Annotated in this window: 15 protein-coding genes; 8 read left to right on the top strand and 7 right to left on the bottom strand. The window is 67.7% G+C overall.

Annotated elements, in window-relative coordinates; translation table 11 throughout:
- Positions 1-17: 17 nt before the first annotated feature.
- The 5 genes from hutH (at position 18) to FSZ13_RS17400 (ending at position 6,932) form a co-directional block, all read left to right on the top strand.
- The gene (gene hutH, locus FSZ13_RS17420; RefSeq protein ID WP_145481691.1) at positions 18-1,559 is read left to right on the top strand and encodes a histidine ammonia-lyase; all 1,542 of its coding nucleotides are present in this window, start codon (positions 18-20) and stop codon (positions 1,557-1,559) included.
- The gene (gene hutG, locus FSZ13_RS17415; RefSeq protein WP_145481690.1) at positions 1,556-2,404 is read left to right on the top strand and encodes an N-formylglutamate deformylase; all 849 of its coding nucleotides are present in this window, start codon (positions 1,556-1,558) and stop codon (positions 2,402-2,404) included. Before hutH ends, hutG begins: the two co-directional genes overlap by 4 nt.
- Positions 2,401-4,068 carry a urocanate hydratase gene (gene hutU / locus FSZ13_RS17410; RefSeq protein ID WP_145481689.1) on the top strand — a complete coding sequence of 556 codons (1,668 nt, stop codon included), beginning with the start codon at positions 2,401-2,403 and terminating at the stop codon, positions 4,066-4,068. The genes hutG and hutU overlap by 4 nt, the downstream gene beginning before the upstream one ends.
- A gap of 216 nt (positions 4,069-4,284) precedes the next feature.
- A complete protein-coding gene (locus tag FSZ13_RS17405; RefSeq protein WP_145481688.1) occupies positions 4,285-6,405 on the top strand; it encodes a TonB-dependent receptor family protein in 2,121 nt (706 codons plus the stop codon).
- A gap of 110 nt (positions 6,406-6,515) precedes the next feature.
- Complete coding sequence (locus tag FSZ13_RS17400) at positions 6,516-6,932, top strand: EF-hand domain-containing protein (protein ID WP_186308979.1); 417 nt, start codon at positions 6,516-6,518, stop codon at positions 6,930-6,932.
- Positions 6,933-6,946: 14 nt separating this feature from the next.
- Here FSZ13_RS17400 and FSZ13_RS17395 read toward each other — a convergent pair whose 3' ends face one another.
- Positions 6,947-7,696 (bottom strand): cyclic nucleotide-binding domain-containing protein, encoded by a 750-nt coding sequence (locus tag FSZ13_RS17395; protein ID WP_145481686.1) that lies wholly within the window; start codon positions 7,694-7,696, stop codon positions 6,947-6,949.
- A gap of 408 nt (positions 7,697-8,104) precedes the next feature.
- Between FSZ13_RS17395 and FSZ13_RS17390 the strand changes: the two genes are divergently transcribed.
- On the top strand, positions 8,105-8,380 hold the full coding sequence (locus FSZ13_RS17390) for a hypothetical protein (protein ID WP_145481685.1): 276 nt from the start codon (positions 8,105-8,107) through the stop codon (positions 8,378-8,380).
- Positions 8,381-8,488: 108 nt separating this feature from the next.
- Here the strand turns inward: FSZ13_RS17390 and FSZ13_RS17385 are convergent, their stop codons facing one another.
- From FSZ13_RS17385 to FSZ13_RS17360, 6 genes are all read right to left on the bottom strand, one after another.
- The gene (locus FSZ13_RS17385; RefSeq protein ID WP_145481684.1) at positions 8,489-9,079 is read right to left on the bottom strand and encodes an SCO family protein; all 591 of its coding nucleotides are present in this window, start codon (positions 9,077-9,079) and stop codon (positions 8,489-8,491) included.
- Between the two features lies 1 nt (position 9,080).
- Entirely contained in the window at positions 9,081-10,220 is a 1,140-nt protein-coding gene (locus FSZ13_RS17380) for a hypothetical protein (RefSeq protein ID WP_145481683.1), read from the bottom strand.
- The gene (locus FSZ13_RS17375) at positions 10,220-11,800 is read right to left on the bottom strand and encodes a multicopper oxidase family protein (RefSeq protein ID WP_145481682.1); all 1,581 of its coding nucleotides are present in this window, start codon (positions 11,798-11,800) and stop codon (positions 10,220-10,222) included. Before FSZ13_RS17375 ends, FSZ13_RS17380 begins: the two co-directional genes overlap by 1 nt.
- A 40-nt stretch (positions 11,801-11,840) precedes the next feature.
- The gene (locus tag FSZ13_RS17370) at positions 11,841-12,188 is read right to left on the bottom strand and encodes a hypothetical protein (RefSeq protein ID WP_260844233.1); all 348 of its coding nucleotides are present in this window, start codon (positions 12,186-12,188) and stop codon (positions 11,841-11,843) included.
- A gap of 124 nt (positions 12,189-12,312) precedes the next feature.
- Positions 12,313-13,071 (bottom strand): SDR family NAD(P)-dependent oxidoreductase, encoded by a 759-nt coding sequence (locus FSZ13_RS17365; protein ID WP_145481681.1) that lies wholly within the window; start codon positions 13,069-13,071, stop codon positions 12,313-12,315.
- Between the two features lies 1 nt (position 13,072).
- Complete coding sequence (locus tag FSZ13_RS17360; protein ID WP_145481680.1) at positions 13,073-14,812, bottom strand: SMP-30/gluconolactonase/LRE family protein; 1,740 nt, start codon at positions 14,810-14,812, stop codon at positions 13,073-13,075.
- Positions 14,813-15,024: 212 nt separating this feature from the next.
- Between FSZ13_RS17360 and FSZ13_RS17355 the strand changes: the two genes are divergently transcribed.
- Together FSZ13_RS17355 and FSZ13_RS17350 are read left to right on the top strand one after the other, a co-directional pair.
- Positions 15,025-17,343, top strand: a complete 2,319-nt coding sequence (locus tag FSZ13_RS17355) for a TonB-dependent receptor (RefSeq protein ID WP_145481679.1) — start codon at positions 15,025-15,027, stop codon at positions 17,341-17,343.
- A gap of 2 nt (positions 17,344-17,345) precedes the next feature.
- Positions 17,346-19,064 carry a sodium:solute symporter family transporter gene (locus FSZ13_RS17350; RefSeq protein WP_145481678.1) on the top strand — a complete coding sequence of 573 codons (1,719 nt, stop codon included), beginning with the start codon at positions 17,346-17,348 and terminating at the stop codon, positions 19,062-19,064.
- The last annotated feature ends 171 nt before the right edge of the window (positions 19,065-19,235 follow it).

The raw sequence follows: 19,235 nt of genomic DNA, 5'->3' as shown, positions 1-19,235 counted from the left end.
AGATGCCTGGAGATTCCATGAGTACGACCCTGACCCTGCAGCCCGGCGCGGTGACGCTGGCGCACTGGCGCGCGATCTTCGACGGTGCCCGCGTGCGCCTGGACCCCGCGTCGGCCGAGGCGGTGCGCCGCAGCGCGCAGACCGTGGCCGACATCGTGGCCAAGGGCGAGCCGGTATACGGCATCAACACCGGCTTCGGCAAGCTGGCCAGCGTGCGCATCGAACGCGACGACCTGGAAACCCTGCAGCGCAATATCGTGCTGTCGCACGCCGCCGGCGTCGGTGAGCCGATGCCCGCGCCGGTGGTGCGCCTGATGATGGCGCTGAAGCTGACCAGCCTGGCCCAGGGCGCCTCGGGCATCCGCCCGGAAACGCTCGCCTTGCTGGAAGCCTTCCTGCAGCACGACCTGGTGCCGGTGATTCCGTGCCAAGGCTCGGTGGGCGCCTCGGGCGACCTGGCGCCGTTGTCGCACCTGGCCAGCGTAATGATCGGCGTAGGCGAGGCCTTCGTCGGCGACGAGCGCCTGCCGGCCGCCGATGCGTTGGCGCGCTTCGGCCTGGCGCCGCTGGTCCTGGGCGCCAAGGAAGGCCTGGCCCTGCTCAACGGCACCCAGTACTCCACCGCCTATGCGCTGGCCGGGCTGTTCGAGATCACCACCGTGTTCCAGGCCGCGCTGGTCACCGGTGCGCTTTCGGTGGAAGCGGCCAAGGGCTCGGACACCCCGTTCGATCCGCGCATCCACCAGATCCGCGGCCAGCGTGGCCAGATCGCCACCGCTGCGGCACTGCGCAGGTTGATGCAGGGCTCGGCGATCCGTGAATCGCATCGCGACAACGACGTGCGCGTGCAGGACCCGTACTGCCTTCGCTGCCAGCCGCAGGTGATGGGCGCGGCGTTTGATGTGATGCGCCAGGCCGCCACCACGCTGTCGATCGAGGCCAATGGCGTGTCCGACAACCCGCTGGTGTTCACCGATACCAACGAAGCGCTGTCCGGCGGCAATTTCCACGCAGAACCGGTGGCGTTCGCCGCCGACATGCTGGCGATGGCGGTGTGCGAGATCGGTTCGATCAGTGAACGCCGCACCGCGATGCTGGTCGACCCGGCGCTGTCGGGCCTGCCCGCGTTCCTCACCCCGAAGCCGGGCCTGAATTCCGGTTTCATGATTCCGCAGGTGACCGCCGCCGCGCTGGTTTCGGAAAACAAGCAGCGCGCCTACCCGGCCAGCGTGGATTCGATTCCCACCTCGGCCAACCAGGAAGACCACGTCTCGATGGCCGCGCATGGCGCACGCCGCCTGCTGCAGATGGCCGAGAACGCGGCCAACGTGGTAGGCATCGAGCTGCTGGCCGCCGCGCAGGGGTGCGACTTCCACGGTGGCCTGCGCTCCAGCGATGCGCTGGAAGCAGTGCGCCAGCGCCTGCGTGCGCAGGTGCCGACCCTGCAGGATGACCGCTACTTCCACCCGGACATGCTGGCCGCCACCGCGCTGGTGCGCAGCGGCGCGCTGGCCGAAGGGCTGGCCGACATCCTGCCGCAGGTGGAGCCGCTGGCATGACCGCCCAGCCGGACTGGCTGCAGGTGCATGAAGGTGATGCGCCGCTGATCGTCAGCATCCCGCACACCGGCACCGAACTGCCCGATGCGCTGGCCGGCGATTTCGTGTCGCCGTGGCTGGCCCGCCGCGATGCCGACTGGTGGGTGCATGAGCTGTATGACTTCGCCCAGCGCCTCGGGGCGACCACGGTGCGTTCGGCGATCTCGCGGTCGGTGATCGACCTCAACCGCGACCCCAGCGGCGTCTCGCTGTATCCCGGGCAGAACACCACCGGGCTGTGCCCGCTGACCACGTTCGACAACCAGCCGCTGTACCACCCTGGCCGGGAGCCGGATGACGCCGACATCGCCCAGCGCCGCGATACGTATTTTGCGCCCTATCACGCGGCGCTGGGCGCGCAGATCGCGCGCCTGCGCCAGCGCCACGGCACCGTGGTGGTATACGACGCGCATTCGATCCGCTCGCACATCCCACACCTGTTCGATGGGGAGCTGCCGCAGTTCAACCTGGGCACTGCCGGTCCCTCCGGCGCGCCGGATACCTCCTGCGACAACGCGCTCAGCGACGTAGTCGAAAACCTGTGCCGGATCAGCGGCCTGTCGCATGTGCGCAACGGCCGCTTCAAGGGTGGCTGGATCACCCGCCATTACAGCGACATCGCCGGCGGCGTGCACAGCCTGCAGATGGAGCTCGCCTGCCGCGGCTACATGCACGAACCCGAACAGGTGGACGTGCACAGCTGGCCCACCCCGCTCGACCCCGACCACGCTGCGCCGCTGCGCCACACGCTGCAGCAGGTGCTCACCGCCTGCCTTGAATTCGCGAACTCCCGGAGTGCTGCATGAGCCGTCACGATTCCACCCGCACCATCATCGCCCCCACCGGCAGCACGCTCACCGCCAAGAGCTGGCTGACCGAAGCACCGCTGCGCATGCTGATGAACAACCTGCACCCCGACGTGGCCGAGCGCCCGCAGGAACTGGTGGTGTACGGCGGCATCGGCCGCGCCGCGCGTGACTGGGAAAGCTACGACGCGATCATCGAGACGCTCACCCGGCTGGAAGACGACCAGACCCTGCTGGTGCAGTCGGGCAAGCCGGTGGGCGTGTTCCGCACCCACGCCGATGCGCCGCGCGTACTGATCGCCAATTCCAACCTGGTGCCGCGCTGGGCGAACTGGGACCACTTCAACGAGCTGGATAAGAAGGGCCTGGCCATGTACGGCCAGATGACCGCCGGCAGCTGGATCTACATCGGCGCCCAGGGCATCGTGCAGGGCACGTACGAAACCTTCGTGGAAATGGGCCGCCAGCACTACAACGGCAGCCTGGCTGGCAGGTGGCTGTTCACCGGTGGCCTCGGTGGCATGGGCGGCGCGCAGCCGCTGGCCGCGGTGATGGCCGGTGCCTCGTGCCTGGCGGTGGAATGCCGCAAGAGCAGCATCGAGATGCGCCTGCGCACCGGCTACCTGGACACCTGGACCGACAACCTGGATGAAGCGCTGCGCCTGATCGAGGAATCGTGCACGGCGAAGAAGCCGCTGTCGGTGGGCCTGCTCGGCAATGTCGCCGACGTGCTGGAAGAACTGCTGCTGCGCGGGGTCAAGCCGGACCTGCTGACTGACCAGACCTCCGCGCACGACCCGGTCAACGGCTACCTGCCGCAGGAATGGACGGTGGAACAGTGGGACGAGCAGCGCGTGACCGCGCCGAAGGTGGTGGAGAAGGCCGCGCGCGAATCGATGGCCAACCACGTCCGCGCCATGCTGGCCTTCCACGTGCTGGGCGTGCCGACCGTGGATTACGGCAACAACCTGCGCCAGATGGCGCTGGAAGAAGGCGTCGAGGATGCGTTCGATTTCCCCGGGTTCGTGCCGGCGTATATCCGCCCGCTGTTCTGCCGCGGCATCGGCCCGTTCCGCTGGGCCGCGCTGAGCGGTGATCCAGAGGACATCGCCAAGACCGATGCCAAGGTCAAGGAACTGATTCCGGACAACCCGCACCTGCACCGCTGGCTCGACATGGCGGCCGAGAAGATCAAGTTCCAGGGCCTGCCGGCGCGCATCTGCTGGGTGGGCCTGGGCGACCGCGACCGGCTTGGGCTGGCGTTCAATGAGATGGTCGCCAACGGCGAACTCAAGGCGCCGGTGGTGATCGGCCGCGACCATCTGGACAGCGGCAGCGTCGCCTCGCCCAACCGCGAAACCGAAGCGATGGCCGACGGCTCCGATGCGGTCTCGGACTGGCCGCTGCTCAACGCCCTGCTCAACACCGCCAGCGGCGCGACCTGGGTGTCGCTGCACCACGGCGGCGGCGTGGGCATGGGCTTCTCGCAGCACGCCGGCATGGTGATCGTCTGCGACGGCACCGAGGCCGCGGCCAAGCGCATCGCGCGCGTGCTGTGGAACGACCCGGCCACCGGCGTGATGCGGCATGCGGATGCGGGGTATGAGATCGCGATTGAATGCGCGAAGGAGAAGGGGTTGGACCTGCCCGGGATTCTTCGCTGATCCATCCACGATCACCGTGAACCGGGTAGCGCCGGCCGTTGGCCGGCCCACGCACCGTCTGGGCCGGCCAACGGCCGGCGCTACCGGTCAACGCGTCGCCATACGCGGCCGGCGGGTGACGGGATGCGGGCAACCTGTTAACTTTCGCGGCCACTGCTCGGTTTACAGGCATCCGCCTCGCGACCGTCTGCCCTGTCCCGCATTGATCCCAGACGCATGCCCCTCCTCCTGTCGCTGCACCGCCCTGCCCTGTCCGCGTTGACCCTGGCGCTTTCTGCCGTCCTCGCCACCCACGCCCACGCCGCCCCGGCCGACAAACCCACCACCCTCGACGCGGTCAATGTCACCGCCGCCACCGCCACCGAGGAGGCCCGCGCCGCACTCAAGCGCGTTCCCGGCGCCGGCAATGTGATCGACCTGACCCGTGCCGATGGCCGCCTGGCCGGCACCGCCGATGTACTGGCTTACCAGCCTGGCATCAGCGCGCAGTCGCCAGGTAACGAAGGTGCCAAGGTGTCCATCCGCGGTTCGGGCATCAATCGCGGCCCGGGCGCGCATGCGTCGGGCATTTCGGTTTCGCTCGACGGCCTGCCGCTCACCGGCCCGGGCGGTACGCCCTATGAACTGCTGGAGCCACTGTGGCTGGGCCGGGCCGAAGTCCTGCGCGGTGCCAATGGCTTCGAACGCGGTGCGCTCGCGCTGGGCGGTGCGATCAACTACGTCAGTCGCAGCGGGCGCGATGCCGCCGGGCTGGAACTGCAATACGAAGCCGGCAGCCGCGGCTACCAGAAGCGCAGCGTGGGCTATGGCGGCGTGTCCGGCGCGGTCGACTATTACCTCAACTACACCGACACCGAGTACGACGGCTACCAGCAGCATGCCGCCGGCGACGGCAAGGGCGCGATGGCCAACGTCGGCTGGCAGATCAGCCCCCAGCTGGAAACCCGCTTCTTCCTGCGCTACCGCGAAACCAACCACGAAACCCCCGGGAGGCTGACCCGCGCGCAGATCCGCAATGATCCGCGCACGGCCAATCCTGCCAACCTGGCCATCGACGCGCGCCGGCCGCAGCCGGGCAGCACGTGGTTGGGCAACATGACCACGCTGCAGATCGACGATGCGTCGTCGCTGCAGGCCGGGCTGGTGTACCACCACTACCCGATGGACTTGAACGAGAGCCTGTACCGCCAGCAGCTCGACTACACCAACCTCAACGCGACGCTCGATTACCGCCGCCAGCACACCCTGTTCGGCCGCGACAGCGCGACCACACTCGGGCTGCGGGTCACCCATGACCTGGATGCGGACGTACGCGAAACCCTGCGCTACCCCAGCAACGGCTTCCCGGCCGGCACGCATACCCGCGATTTCTCCCACCACGGCACCAACGCCTCACTGCACCTCGGCAACGACCTGGCACTCAGCGATACCCTGCGCCTGCAGGCCGGGCTGGCGCTGATCAACACGCGCAAGGACGTGCAGGTGACCTGGCCGTCGACGCCGGAGCGGCTGTCGGGCAGTGAGTGGGATTACGCGCCGCGGCTGGGGTTCACCTGGCAGCAGACGGCGGCCACGCAGTGGTTCGGCAACCTGAGCCGCTCGGTGGAGCCGGCGCATCCGTGGTCGATGATCTGGGGCTCGAACCGCTACTTCGCCCCCGGCAACGGCGCCAGCAGCGGCCGCCAGCGCGCGCCGGTGGACCTGCGGAACCAGACCGCCACCACGCTGGAGCTCGGCGCGCGTGGCGACAGTGCGCTGGGCGCCTGGGAACTGACCGGCTACTACGCGCAGGTGCGGCATGAACTGCTCAGCGTGGAAGTGGTGCCGGTGCCGAACCTGTTCGTGGCCGAGAACAACGCCAGCCCCACCGTGCACCGTGGCATCGAGGCAGGACTGGACAGCGCCCTCTGGCAGGGCAGCGAAGGTCGGCTCTCGCTGCGCCAGGCGTATACCTTCAGCGACTTCCGATACCGCCATGACGACCGCTTCGGCCGCAATCGCCTGCCGGGGTTGCCGCGCCACTATTACCAGGGCGAACTGCGTTTCGACCACCCCGGTGGCTTCTACGCGGCACTCAACACCGAGTACGCCTCGGCGATGTTCGTGGACTACGCCAACAGCTTCCGCGCCGACAGCCATCTGATCTTCGGCACGCGCGTGGGCTTCGATGCCCCGAGCGGTCGCTGGCAGGCCTGGGCCGAGCTGCGCAACATCGGCGACCGCCATTACGCCGCGACGGTGACGCCCGGCTATGACGACGCCGGCCGCGACGTGGCGCGCTCGACCCCCGGCGATGGTCGCGGTGTTTACGTGGGCGTGCGTTGGCGATTCGAATGAGGGTGCCGGGGCGCCAGTAGAAATACTGGCGCCCGGCGCATCTATTGCCGTAGCCGCGCGCGCCGGTGCGGCGGACACTGGAACCTCCCTGGCCGCCCTGCGGAGTTTCCGTGAACCAGTCCATTCCCGTGCTTGCCTGTGCCCTGCTGCTCGGCTTGGGCGCAGCCGCCACCTGCCAGGCGCAGACGCCCGGCGACACCGCCGAACAGCGTTTTACTGCCTTGGACAAGAACGGCGACGGCCAGGTCAGCGAGGACGAATACGATGGCGCGGCCCTGTTCCGCCTGCTCGATGTCGACCACAACTACCGGGTGGGGGTCGAGGACATCCAGTCGGTGCTCGGTCCGGACCGCGACGGCCAGCTCAGCGCGGCCGACCGCATCCGCGTGGCCGACCTCAACGGCGACGGCGAGCTGACCGAAGAAGAAGTCAGCCGCGTGACCGACATGCGCTTCCAGTCGCTGGACGCCAACCACGACAACAACCTGACCCTGGCCGAACTGCGGGCTGGGTTCTGGCGACCCTGAGCGCCGGGCAACCGCTATGCCGCGACCCTGAGCGCGTGGTCCATGTCCGTTTCGACCGACGCCATCTCCAGCAGGCGTTCGCGGCCGCGCACTTCCACTTCGCGGCCGTCGACGGTGACCAGGCCTTCGGCCTGGAACCGGCGCAACAGTCGGCTGAGCGTTTCCGGCGCCAGCCGCAGGTAGCTTGCGATATCCATGCGCGACATCGTCAGCTGCCATCGGCTGGCCGAATAGCCGCGGGCCGCCATGCGGTCGGCCATCCCGATCAGGAACGCGGCGAGGCGCTCATCGGCGCTGTTGTTGCACGACAACTGGGTGGCGCGTGCGATATCGCGGCTGAGCAGCCGGAACAGTTTGGCCTGCAGTTGCGGCATGCGCGCCGACAGCGACGCAGCAACGCGGAATGGCAGGCGACAGGTGGTGACCGTATCCAACGCCACGGCGTTGCAGGGATGGCGCTCCTCGTCGATCGCACTGAGCCCGAGGATATCGCCCGGCATGTGGAAGCCCAGGGTCTGCTCGCGTCCTTCGCGGTCGATCGAATAGGTCTTGACCGTGCCCAGGCGGATCACCGCGATGTACTGGAATGGATCGCCCTGGCGGAACAGGAAGCTGCCGGCGTGGACCGGGGCGGTGTACTCGATGAGGCCATCGAGTTCGTGCAGGCTGCCTGCCTCCAGGGAACCGGGAAAACAATCCGCTCCCAACGGACAGGAGTCGCACTGCCGGCAGCGCGCCGACGGCGCACCATAACTCGTACCCATGACATGTAACTCCAGCACTGGAACATCGCCCGGATGCGGGCACTGGCAGGACTGGATATGCCTGCCGCCTTTCCCCTGTCTGATGCGCAGAACAAAAGCGATGAGGCGGGCCGTCGTGGAGGCGTGTTGCCGGTCGGCCGGATCGGCCTGCTGGCCGGGAGTGGCACCGCAGGGGTCGGCGGTGCACGTAATCCAACATATGGATCACGGTTCCATATTAGATATTGGAACACCGTTCCGCAATATGAAAAAGCCAGTAAAACTACTGGTTTATCGCATTCATGATCAATCTCTCTACGCTTGATCCACATCAAGTGGCGGTGCCGACGGCGCCGATACCGTATGCCCACCGTCCGCGCCATTGCGGATCACGGCAACCCACTTATCGGAGCATTTCGAATGAACCGCATGACCCGTCTCGCCCCCTTCGCCCTGTTCGGCGCCCTTGCCCTGGCCGTTATCGCCCAAGCCGAAGAGCCGGTGGTGAACATCGGCAATGAACACGGCAATCTGCGTGCCGCGCAGGAACACATCGTGGCCGCCTACCAGCTGGTCGGGCAGGCCCAGCAGGACAATGACGCCCGCCTCGGTGGGCATGCAGGACGCGCACGCCAACTGCTGATCCAGGCCGACCAGGAACTGCGACAGGCTGCGAACGTGGCCAACAACAACGGTCGGCCCTGAGCCGGTCCGCTAGGCATCACCCCCAGCAGCGCGGCCTCCGGGCCGCGTTGCCGTTTGCGCCGGACCCAGGCATGCGACCGGTGCAGGACAGCCACGCAAGGCGTGGCGCTACGGCGATTTCTGCGCTGCGAGTTCGCCTGCGATCTGGCGGGCCACCTTCGCCTCATCGGCGGTGCGACCGAAATGATCCACGTAGCGACCCGTGCGGTCGAGCAGGAACACGAACGTGGAGTGGTCCATCATGTACTGGCCCTGCGTACCGTAGGGCACCTTCTTGTAGTACACGTGGTAGGCGTCGGTCACCGCCGCGATCTGCCTGGGCGTGCCGGTGAGCCCGACCATGTCCGGGCCAAAGACCGAGACATAGCTTTTCATCTTCGCCGGCGTGTCCCGTGCCGGATCGATGCTGACGAAGATCGGCGTGATCGCCGGGCCGCCCGCCTTGCGTACCCGCGTGGCAATGTGCTGCACGCGTGCCAGGTCCGTGGGGCACACGTCCGGGCAGCTGGTGAAGCCGAAATACAGCAGCACCGGCTTTCCGTGGAAGGTGCGGTCGCTTACCGCGCGCCCATCCTGGTCAGTGAGGCTGAACGGACCACCGATTCGATCCGGGCCCTGCGCCCACACCGGCTGCGCTGCCAACAGCAGCAAGGACAACGACAGCACCGGCAACCTCACGCGCCCGCGTACACGCAGCATCTCAATGTGCTCCTTCATAGGTCAGCGCGAAGCCGACCAGGTTGGAATCCTGCCCCGCCTGTGCCTGGCTGCCAACCGACAACGCCATCGTCAGCTGCCCGGTGACGCGATAGCCCATGCTCAGCTCGTTGAGGTAATCGTGCCGGCCCGCGCCAGGCGCCCACGGGCGCCGCTTGTCGGTGCGGGTGGCGCCGAATACCCAGCGACCGTAATCGACCGTCACCGACGTGGTGAGGTAGCGGGTATCGTTGCCTGCCACCGCATCCTCATTCTGCACATCGGCGTATTCCACCAGCGGCACGACGTCCAGGTAGCGCCCGCGCAACGTGGTGTCGAGGTCGGCGCTGGAGGCCGGGGCCCAGATATAGCGCGCCGACACGATGCGGATCACCTCGTCGTCGGCCGGACCTGTGTCGGGCTGGGCCACGCCCGCGCGGTTACGCATGTAGCCGGCCTCCAGTTCCAGGAACGGCAGCGCAGGGATCGAATTCCAATTCACGGTGAGCGCGTACGAGTCCAGCTTGCCGGTGTTGGCCGGGCCGCCGTCCGAGCGCTGCGCGCGCCCGCCACTGCGCAGGAACGGCCGGCTGAGTTCGGTGGTGTCGGCGGTGTACAGGTTCAGCCCGCCCTGCACCATGCCCACCCTCTGCCCGAACCAGCGGTATGCATAGGTCGCGCCCAGCATGCCGCCCAGGTCATAGGTCGATACGAAATCATTGGTGTACAGCCCCGGCGCCGCATCCATCGCGCGCCCGAACGGCACCTGCAGTTTGCCCACCTGCAGCTGGGTGTGCTGGGTCAGCTTGTAGTAGTTCAGCTCGTTGATGACCAGGCCGACGTCGCCGAAGGTGCGCTTTTCGCCGGCGTCCGGTGGATTGATGGGATTCAATTCGGTCGACAACCGCAGCTGGTCGTTCGGGCTGAAGCGGACATAGAAGCTGCTCTGGATGTCCGGGTAGAAATCGGTGGTGGTTCGCGGTGCGGATGCATCCAGGGCGTGGCTGTAGTCGTACTGCAGCACTGCGCTGTAGTCCATGCCCAGGTTCGGATAATAGCCCTTGTCGGCGCGTGCCTCGCTGGATGCCAGTCCCAGCGCTGCACTCACGCCCAGCAGCAGCATCGTTCGGTTGACGGCGTTCATCAGCGCGCCTCCGCGGGCAGCTGCACATTGGTGGGCAGCACGAACTCACGGCCGGTGTTCTGCAGGTAGCTGCAGGTCTGGTTGTCGCCGTAGATGCCGCCCAGCGGTGCCAGCTTCACTGCCTGCTCGTAGTCTTCCGGCCGCACCACCTGTACCACCTGCATCATCCCGCCATCCTCGTGTTCGAGGATGTGGCAGTGGTAGACGAACTTTCCGAGCATGACCGGATCGCGGAACGGGATGCGCAGGGTGATCGAGCCGCGCGTGGGAATGAACACGGTGTCGCGGTAGCCGCTGAACGGCACCGGCTTGTCGTTGATCGCCACGACCTGGAAATCGGTCTGGTGGATGTGGAACTGGTGCAGCTCCTGCGAGGGGTTGTACAGCCGCCACTCCTCGACATCGCCCAGCTTGACCGTGGTGTTGACCCGGCGCGGGTCGAAGCGCTCGCCGTTGATCATGAAGGCGTCGCCGTCGGTGGGCGAGTCCTGGAACGCGAACTGGCGGACGTTGGCGACTGCCACGTTGCGCAGGTCCTGCGCCGCCGGGTAGGCGCTGCTGATGGCGCGGGTCGGCACCGGCGCGCCCGCCGAGCGCAGCGTGGCAATGCGGGCGCCCTTGTACTGGTCTCCGGCCGCACCGGTGTTGCCGAAGGCCAGTTCGACCGGATGGTCGCCGATCGCCGGCCCCACCACCAGCACGCTGAAGCGCGCCGACGGCCCGATCAGCAGCTCATCGGTCATCACTTTTTTCGTCACGGTGTTGCCGTCGCGCGAGAGGATCTGCACGTCCTGGCCATTGATGCGGACGCGGAAGTACTGGTTGGCGGATATGTTGAGCAGGTGCCAGAGCTGGGTTTCGCCCGGGCGGATGTCGATCACCGGATCGGCCTGGCCGTTGACCGTGCGGATGGACGGCGCGCTGGTCACGATCGCGCTGGCCAGTTTGCCGGTGCTGGTCTTCTGGAAGTTGCGCAGGACCAGCACACGCTCCTGGATCCCCTTCAGTTCCGGGAACGGGTCCAGGATGCCGTCGACCAGGATCGGGCCGGCGATGCCCGATTCGACCTGGCGCTGGGCGCCACCGTGGAAGTGGCTGTGGTACCAGTACGCGCCCGGGCTGTGGTCGGGCGGCAGCTTGAAACGGTACAGCCCCTGCTGGTGCGGCCCCACCTCGCGGAAGATGCTGTCGCCCGAATCCAGCGGGGTCACGGTCATGCCGTGGAAATGCAGGTTGGTCTTTTCATCCATCTGGTTGTCCAGGGTCACCGCGATGGTGCCGCCGGGGCGGGTGCGGATCAGCGGCGCGTCATAACTGCCGTTGAACACCAGCGCACGGTAGGGCTGTCCTCCCACCGACACCGGCGACATCGCCGCGCGCAGCGTGCCTTTGCTGATGCCGTCGGCGCCGTAGCGGATCTCCACCGGGGCCTGCAGGGGTGCGCCCGGCGCGCTGCGTTCGGCCGGCGCCTGCGCCACCGTGGCGCCGGTCCACAGCAGTGCGGCCAGCAGGGCCAGGGCATAGAAGTCGTGCAGGCGGTGCGGATGGCGGAAAGGTGCTGCAGCAGTCGGGGCGTCCATGACGGTACCTGTAGGGTGGCGGGTGCAGGGCGCTGGGGCGTCAGGTGCCGGCGACGGCCCAGGTGATGAATGCGGTGGCTATCGTGCTCAGGACCAACCCGATCAGGAACAGCCAGTCGGCCGCCCATTCGAGTACCCGGTTGCGCTTGCGGCGACGGGTACGCAGCGCCCAGTAGGCGGTCAGGCAGGAGGCCAGGTAGATCAGCGAGTTGATGCACAACAGGTCGTCGCCGAAGGTGTCGACCTTGCGCAGCACGCTCACTACATGCAGCACTCCGACCACGGTCATGCACACCCCGATCATCGCGGCCGAGGTGGTGAAGATGTGCACGCACATGTCCTCGTCAAGGCCGGGCGTGTGCATCGGGGGTTGGCGAGGCGTGGGCATGCCGGTCTCGTTGACGGGGCGGGAACATGGGCACGGTAGCCATGGCTGCAGGCAGCCCGCATGACCCAGATCAAGTCAACGCATATTCAGTGCCACAGCGGCCGTTCCGCCGGCTGGTGCCCGCTCAGGCCACGCCACCGTCCACGGTGAAGGTCTGCCCGGTGCACATCGCGCTTTCGTCGGCGCACAGCCACAACGCCATCTCGGCGATGTCCACCGGGCGCAGATGGGTCTTCAGGCACTGCCGCTCCAGGTAACGCGCGGCTTTGCCGGGGTCCGCGGCCGCCTTGGCCAGCTGGCGCCCGGTCAGCACCCATCCAGGGGCGATCGCATTCACCCGCACCCCATCGCCGCCGAGCTCCCGGGCAAGGCTTCGGGTCAGGCCTTCCACCGCTGATTTCAGGGTGCAGTAGACCGGCACCCCGGCCACCCCGATCCGCCACGCCACCGAGCCGAGATTGACGATGGCGCCCTGCCCGGCCGCGCGCATCGACGCGGACAGGGCCTGGGCCAGGAAGAACTGGTGGCGCAGGTTGACCGCTACGCGGTCGTCCCAATCGGCCGGGCTGACCTCGCCCAGCGGTTGGGCCTGGTCGTTGCCGGCATTGTTGATCAGGGCATGCGGGGTGCGCCCGGCAAGCAACCCCTGCACCGCCGCAAGCGATGCCTCGATATCACGCAGGTCGCAGATTGCGTGCGCGGGTGGCGCCACGCCCCGCGCCACCAGGGCGGCAACCGTGCGTCGCGCCGCCTCGCCATCGATGTCCACGAAACACACCGCGCTTCCCTGCAGCGCGAACGCTTCCACGATGGCCGCGCCGATACCCGACGCGCCCCCGCTGACCACCACCACCCTGCCGGCAAGCGAAGGGTACCGGGCCATGTCAGCCGCCGTAGCCGCCGACCGGCGCGCCGGACACGTCCACATCCAGTGCCAGCAGGCTGCCGGACAATGGCGCCGCGGCAAGCTGGGTCGCCGACAGCCGGATCCGCGCCGTGGTGATGTACAGCGTCCTGCGCTGCGCGCCGCCAAAGGCCAGGTTGGTCGGGCGCGGTACCGGCAGGTCGATGCTCCTTACCACGGTACCGTCCGGGGCCAGTCGCTTGATCGCCCAGCCATCCCACATCGCGCACCACACATGGCCCTGCGCATCGACCGCCAGGCCATCGGGCATGCCCTCCGAGTCGGCGAAGGTGGCGAACACCCGCTTGTTCGACACGCTGCCGGTGTCCAGCGCGTAGTCGTACACATACACCGTGCGGCGCCCGGAATCGGCCAGGTAGAAACGCGTGTTGTCCGGACTCCAGCCCAGCCCGTTGCAGATGTGGAAGCCGCTTTCGATCTCGTCGAGCACGCCGTTGGTATCGAGCCGGTACAGGGCACCACGTTCCGGCGCGGCGTCGATCGCCAGGGTGCCCGCCCATAACCGACCGAGCGCATCGCACTTCCCGTCGTTGAAGCGCCGCCCGCTCATGTGCAGCGGCGCGGCAATCGGCTGCATGTCGCCGCCCGGCAGGTCCAGCACGCGAAAGCCGCTCTGGGTCGCGGCGATGTAGCCGCCCGAGATGCGCGGCACCACCACGCCGACGAGTTCGCCCAGCGGGGTGGTACGGGTATCGCCGGTGGCCAGGTTGGAGACGTTCACCGATGGCGCGAGGATATCCACCCACAGCAGCGAACGCCCGTCGCCGAGCCAGTGCGGACTCTCGGCCAGGAAGGCGCTGTGCGGGATCACGCAGCGAACGTCCTGGTCAACGGCATGGCTGGGGGTGACCGAGGTACTGATCGACATGAAGGTTTCCCCCACGTTGCCGGCAATCCGCCGCGCCGCTTCGATCACATCGCGGCCAAGCGCATGCAGGCGTTCCAGCGGTAACCGGAACGACGGGCCACTGATGCTGACCGCGCCGATGGCTTCGCCACGATGATCCAGGATCGGCGCGGCCACGCCGCTCACACCGAGTGCCGACTCTTCCACCGACACCGCATACCCGCGCGCCTTGATCAGGTCCATCTCGCGCTGCAGCTCAGCCAGGTCGAGGATCGAATGCGGCGTCAGCGCGCTCAGTGGCGCAGCGCTGAGATAACGCTGCAGTTCCTCCGGCGGCCGATGCGACATCATCGCCTTGCCGATCGAGGTGGCCATCGCCGGCAGGCGGCTGCCCACGCCGTTGGCCAGGCGCATCGCCTGGACGTGGTCGCGCTGGTCGATGATCAGGATGTCGCGGCCTTCCAGCACGCCCAGCCGCGTGGTTTCCTGGGCCAGTTCGCGCAGCCGCAGCAGTTCGGGTTCGGCCGCACTGCGCAGGTCGAAATCGCTCCACACCCGGTGCGCCATTTCGAACAATCGCGTGCCCAGGCGGTAGGTCTGGCTGGCCTCGTCGACACGGACCAGACGGTATTCGATCAGGGTCTGCAGGATCCGGTGCAGCGTGCTTTTGGGCAACCCGGAATAGCGGCACAGCTCGCCGAACGGCAGCGGGTGCGGCGCATCCGCGATCAGGGTCAGCAGGCTCAGGCCCTTGGACAGGGCCTGCGCGCCGGGAATGGCGAAACGCGGATCGCCATCGTCGACGGCCTCGGCGAGGTTGTCGCGGGTTGCGGGTTGCCTGGTTCGCGCCATGATCGCTTCCGGGGCCGGGGCCGACGGACCTGATCCTAAGATCCAGAACAGCGTTCCGCAAGTTGGTGCAGGCCCGCGCAAACCCTTGCAATGCGGAGAGCCAAGCTGAACAGGCAGTAGTTTTACTGATCAAAACCTGCTGAATACGTATGGGCGGCGACCCGGGGCACGTTACAGAATGAACCCGCTCTTCTTTCCACGGAAAACGCCGCATGCCATGGCGGTCGCTGGAGATGGCCATGTTCACCGTGCTGGCGCAGCCGGCAGGGGTGGTCTTTGCGCGGGACGAGCCGGTCCGCGCCGCACCTGCCACCGTGACTGAACTGGACCGCATCACGGTCACCGCACAGCACCGCGAAGAAAACGTCCAACGCATCGCGCTGGCGGTGTCGGTCGTGGACGGCCAGGCCCTGCAACGACGCCAGGCGAACGATATCAGCCGCCTGCAGGCCCTGGTGCCGAGCGTGACCTTTTCGGCGGGTAACGAGCTGCGCAACAACGCCATCCGCATCCGCGGGGTGGGCACCGATGTGTTCTCCACCGGGGTGGAGCCCAGCATCGCCACCGTCGTGGATGGCGTGGTGATGCAACGTCCGGGTGCGGCGTTCAGCGACCTGCTCGACGTGGAACGGGTGGAAGTACTGCGCGGGCCGCAGGGAACGTTGTTCGGCAAGAACGCTTCGGCCGGGGTCATCCATGTGATCACCCGCGCACCCGATTTCGAACGCCAAAGCGGGGCGGCGTCGGTACTGCTCGGGCAGGACCACGAGCACCGCGTGGAAGGCGCGGTGTCCGGCCCGCTCGGCGACCAGCTGGCCTACCGGCTGGCCGCGTTCCAGCGCGGTCGCGACGGCGATGTCCGCAACCTGCGGGATGGACGCGTGCTCAACGACCAGCGCGCCCGTGGCGTGCGCGGCAAGCTGCAGTGGCGCTCGCAGGACCAGCGTTCGGATGTCACCCTCAGCGCGGACTTCGGTCGACTCGACGCCGACTGCTGCGCGCTGCCCCTGATCCAGGCCAGCACCGTTCCGGGCGCTGTGCCGACCGGTACCGCAGTCGACCGCGACAACGACCAGGTCAACAATGACGTGCCACCGTTCGTGAGGCAGGAAAACGTCGGCGCAGCGGTGACCGCGCGCATTGCGCTGGGCCGGCATGCGTTGACCAGCATCACCGGCTGGCGCCGCTTCGACAACGACAGCGACGTGGACCTGGACGACACCCAGGCCCGGCTGGTCACGCGCAATTTCAACGTCGAATCCAGCCGCACCTTCACCCAGGAACTGCGGCTGGCATCGCCGACCGATACCGCGTTCGACTATCTGCTGGGCGCGTACTACTTCGATGGCGCGGTGCAGAACACGCTTGACCGGCGCGGGCTCAACCTTGGCGCGACCACCGGCATTGCATTGGACGGCACCGTGGTACCGCGCGTGCCCGGCGACCAGGCCGTGCTGGCCGGTTGGTCCGACGTGGACAGTCGCAATGCTGCACTGTTCGGCCAGGCCAATTGGCGTCCACGTGAGCAGCTCACCCTGACCGCCGGCCTGCGGCTGTTGGACGAGCGCCAGCGGCTGCGCTTCGTACGGCCACTCGACGCGCGATTCAATGGCGCCGACCGACCCGCCACGCTGCCGGCGTTCGGTCCGGTCAGCGGCCGCTACCGTGACAGCGCCAGCATTGGCCGGCTGAGTGCCAGCTATGCGTTCACCCCGGTCATCACCGGATACCTGGGCTGGGGCACCGGCTACAAGGGCGAAGGCCTGGCCGCCACGCTGGGCCTGACTGCCGCGCAGTTCGCGCAGCTGCCTGCCCCGGCCGAGACGTCTGAACTGGTAGAAGCCGGACTCAAGAGCACCTTGTTCGACAACACGCTGATGCTGAACCTGACCGGCTTCCGTACCCGCATCGACGACTACCAGGCACAGACCTACAGCGCCGCGTCGGGTCTGTTCGTGCTGACCAGCGCCGGCGGCGTGGCCATCGACGGCGTGGAGCTTGAGTTCGTCGCCCGTCCGCATGCATGGTTCAGCGTCAACGGCGGGGTGACCTGGCTGGACGCACGCTTCGACGACGTCCCCAACGGCCCCTGCTACACCGGGCAAAGCGCTGCGCAGGGCTGCCTGCCGATCGGCGATGGCGGAGCGACGGTGCAGGACCTGGACGGCAAGCCCTTCATGAATGCGCCACGGTGGCGCGCTGTCCTGGGGGCGCGCCTTGACGCGCCGCTGACCGGCACCATGGACGTATTCGTGCAGGCGGATTGCCGCTGGCAGGACGCGGTGGTGTTCGACATCAGCCAGAACCCACGGCTGACCCAGCGCGCGTATGGCATCGCCGACCTCTCTGCGGGACTAATCTTCGCCGACGGCCGGCTGGAGCTGGGCATGCATGTCCAGAACGTGGCCGACACGCGCTACGCGGCCAACGTCATGCCGGTCAGCACGGCCGGGGGTGCCAACGCCTATGCGCAGCAACTGCCGGCGGATTTCCGACGACGTGCCGGTATCAGCCTGCGCATGAACTTCTGACCATGGCGTCGATCGACTTCGTGGTGCTGGCCGCCTACCTGATCGGGACGCTCGCGATCGGTCTGCGTTATGCGGGCCGCAACCGCCGCTCGCGCGACATGTTCGCCGCCGGTGCCCGCTCGCCATGGTGGGTGTCGGGGCTGAGCGGATTCATGACGCTCAAGTCCGCAGGTACCTTCGTGGTCTGGGGCGGGCTGGCCTATCGCGAGGGCGTGGTCGCCATTGCCATCAACACCTGCATCGGCATTTCAGGCCTGCTGGTAGGCACGTTCGTGGCAGCCCGCTGGCGCCGCACCGGGGTGACCACGCCGGCCGAATTCGTGCAGCTGCGCTTCGGCCCGCAGGCCGTGCAGCTCTACACCTGGGCGATGATGGCCATGCGCATCGTGTCCACCGGGGTGGCGCTGTATGCGCTGTCGGTGATGCTGGTGGCACTGGTGCCGCTGGAGCCGGGCCACCTGCTGCGCGATGACGCCACCGGGCATCTGTCGCTGGCGCTCACCATCGGCGTATTCGGCGCGGTGGTCGTGGCGTACACGGTCACTGGCGGACTGTGGGCAGTGCTGATGACCGACGTGCTGCAGTTCATCGTGCTGCAGCTGGCGGTGCTGTTCGTGATTCCGCTGCTGTGGCTGCAGGTGCGCAGCGGAGTGCTGCTGGCGCCGGTGCCGGCGACCTTCTTCCAACCTTTCTCCAGCCAGTACACGCTGTGGTTCATGGCCGGCTGGGTGGCGGTTCACTTCTTCCTGGTCGGCGCCGAATGGGCGTTCGCCCAGCGCTACATCTGCGTGCCCACCGACACCGACGCGCGCCGCAGCGCGTGGCTGTTCGGTGCGCTGTACCTGGTCAGCCCGACGCTGTGGCTGACCCCGCCGATCCTGTATCGCATGCTGCAATCGGGCGCGGATCCGGAACAGGCCTACATCCTGGCCAGCCAGCACGTGCTGCCGGCCGGCATGCTGGGCCTGATGATGGCCGCGATGTTCTCGGCCACGGCCAGTGCGATCAGCGGGCAGATCAATGTGTTTGCCGGCGTGCTCACCGAACAGTTCTACCGGCGCCGGCGCCCGGCGGCGAGCGAACCTCGCCTGGTCGGCGCAGGGCGCCTGTTCGCCCTGTTGATCGGTGCGGCGTTGATCGCCGTTGCCCTGTGCGTGCCACGGATGGGCGGCGCCGAAAAAATCGTGCTCACCCTGACCGGCATGCTGTTCGGCCCGCTGATGGCGCCCACGATCTGGGGCCTGCTGAGTGGCCGGATCGGCACCGCAACGGTGTTCGTCACCGCCGCAGCGAGCTTCATCGCCGGGGTGCTGGTGCGCTTCGGCGCGAATGCCGGGGCGGTTGCCCACACCGTTCCCGCGCAGTGGATACAGGCCAATCCGCGGCTGACCGATGTGCTGGTGGGCGCGGTGCTGCCCACGCTCATTCTTACCGCGTCGCACCTGCTCGCACGCGGCCCGGCGCCGCAATGGCAGCGCGTGCAGGCACGCATGGCGGCCTACGCGCCCACGCCGATGTCCGCCGCCGAGGCCAGCGACCATGCACCGGCACGCACCGTGGCGATCTCGCTCACGGCCACCAGCCTGCTGACGCTGGGGCTGATGGCATTCAACGAGCACGGCCATGCGCCGCTCCTGCTGTTCGGCGCGGCCCTGCTGGCACTGTCCGCCGCAGCCTGGCGCGTGGTGTGGCGGCATCGGCGCAACATGCGCCGCGCTTGACCTGCATCAAGTGCGGGTGGGGACGTGCCCCGTAACGTCCTCTCCGCGATGGCAGCGGGGGACGAACCCTCTCCCCGTCTCCCGCGCCTTCGCCCCTACCCTTTCCGGAGTTTTCAAATGAAGCGGCTTTCCCTCGGAGTGGCGATGCTGCTCAACACGCCAGCGTGTTCA

Source organism: Stenotrophomonas rhizophila, from assembly GCF_007667275.1.
Classification (GTDB): domain Bacteria; phylum Pseudomonadota; class Gammaproteobacteria; order Xanthomonadales; family Xanthomonadaceae; genus Stenotrophomonas; species Stenotrophomonas maltophilia_AE.
This window is presented reverse-complemented; position numbering and strand designations above follow the sequence as displayed.

Bases quoted from the DNA above. Each gene is read 5' to 3' on its own strand.
- FSZ13_RS17385 (WP_145481684.1), bottom strand. From the start codon at position 9,079: ATGCTGCGTGTACGCGGGCGCGTGAGGTTGCCGGTGCTGTCGTTGTCC.
- FSZ13_RS17355 (WP_145481679.1), top strand. From the start codon at position 15,025: ATGCCATGGCGGTCGCTGGAGATGGCCATGTTCACCGTGCTGGCGCAG.
- hutU (WP_145481689.1), top strand. From the start codon at position 2,401: ATGAGCCGTCACGATTCCACCCGCACCATCATCGCCCCCACCGGCAGC.
- FSZ13_RS17375 (WP_145481682.1), bottom strand. From the start codon at position 11,800: ATGGACGCCCCGACTGCTGCAGCACCTTTCCGCCATCCGCACCGCCTG.
- FSZ13_RS17360 (WP_145481680.1), bottom strand. From the start codon at position 14,812: ATGGCGCGAACCAGGCAACCCGCAACCCGCGACAACCTCGCCGAGGCC.
- FSZ13_RS17395 (WP_145481686.1), bottom strand. From the start codon at position 7,696: ATGGGTACGAGTTATGGTGCGCCGTCGGCGCGCTGCCGGCAGTGCGAC.
- FSZ13_RS17390 (WP_145481685.1), top strand. From the start codon at position 8,105: ATGACCCGTCTCGCCCCCTTCGCCCTGTTCGGCGCCCTTGCCCTGGCC.
- FSZ13_RS17380 (WP_145481683.1), bottom strand. From the start codon at position 10,220: ATGAACGCCGTCAACCGAACGATGCTGCTGCTGGGCGTGAGTGCAGCG.
- hutG (WP_145481690.1), top strand. From the start codon at position 1,556: ATGACCGCCCAGCCGGACTGGCTGCAGGTGCATGAAGGTGATGCGCCG.
- hutH (WP_145481691.1), top strand. From the start codon at position 18: ATGAGTACGACCCTGACCCTGCAGCCCGGCGCGGTGACGCTGGCGCAC.
- FSZ13_RS17370 (WP_260844233.1), bottom strand. From the start codon at position 12,188: ATGCCCACGCCTCGCCAACCCCCGATGCACACGCCCGGCCTTGACGAG.
- FSZ13_RS17405 (WP_145481688.1), top strand. From the start codon at position 4,285: ATGCCCCTCCTCCTGTCGCTGCACCGCCCTGCCCTGTCCGCGTTGACC.
- FSZ13_RS17350 (WP_145481678.1), top strand. From the start codon at position 17,346: ATGGCGTCGATCGACTTCGTGGTGCTGGCCGCCTACCTGATCGGGACG.
- FSZ13_RS17365 (WP_145481681.1), bottom strand. From the start codon at position 13,071: ATGGCCCGGTACCCTTCGCTTGCCGGCAGGGTGGTGGTGGTCAGCGGG.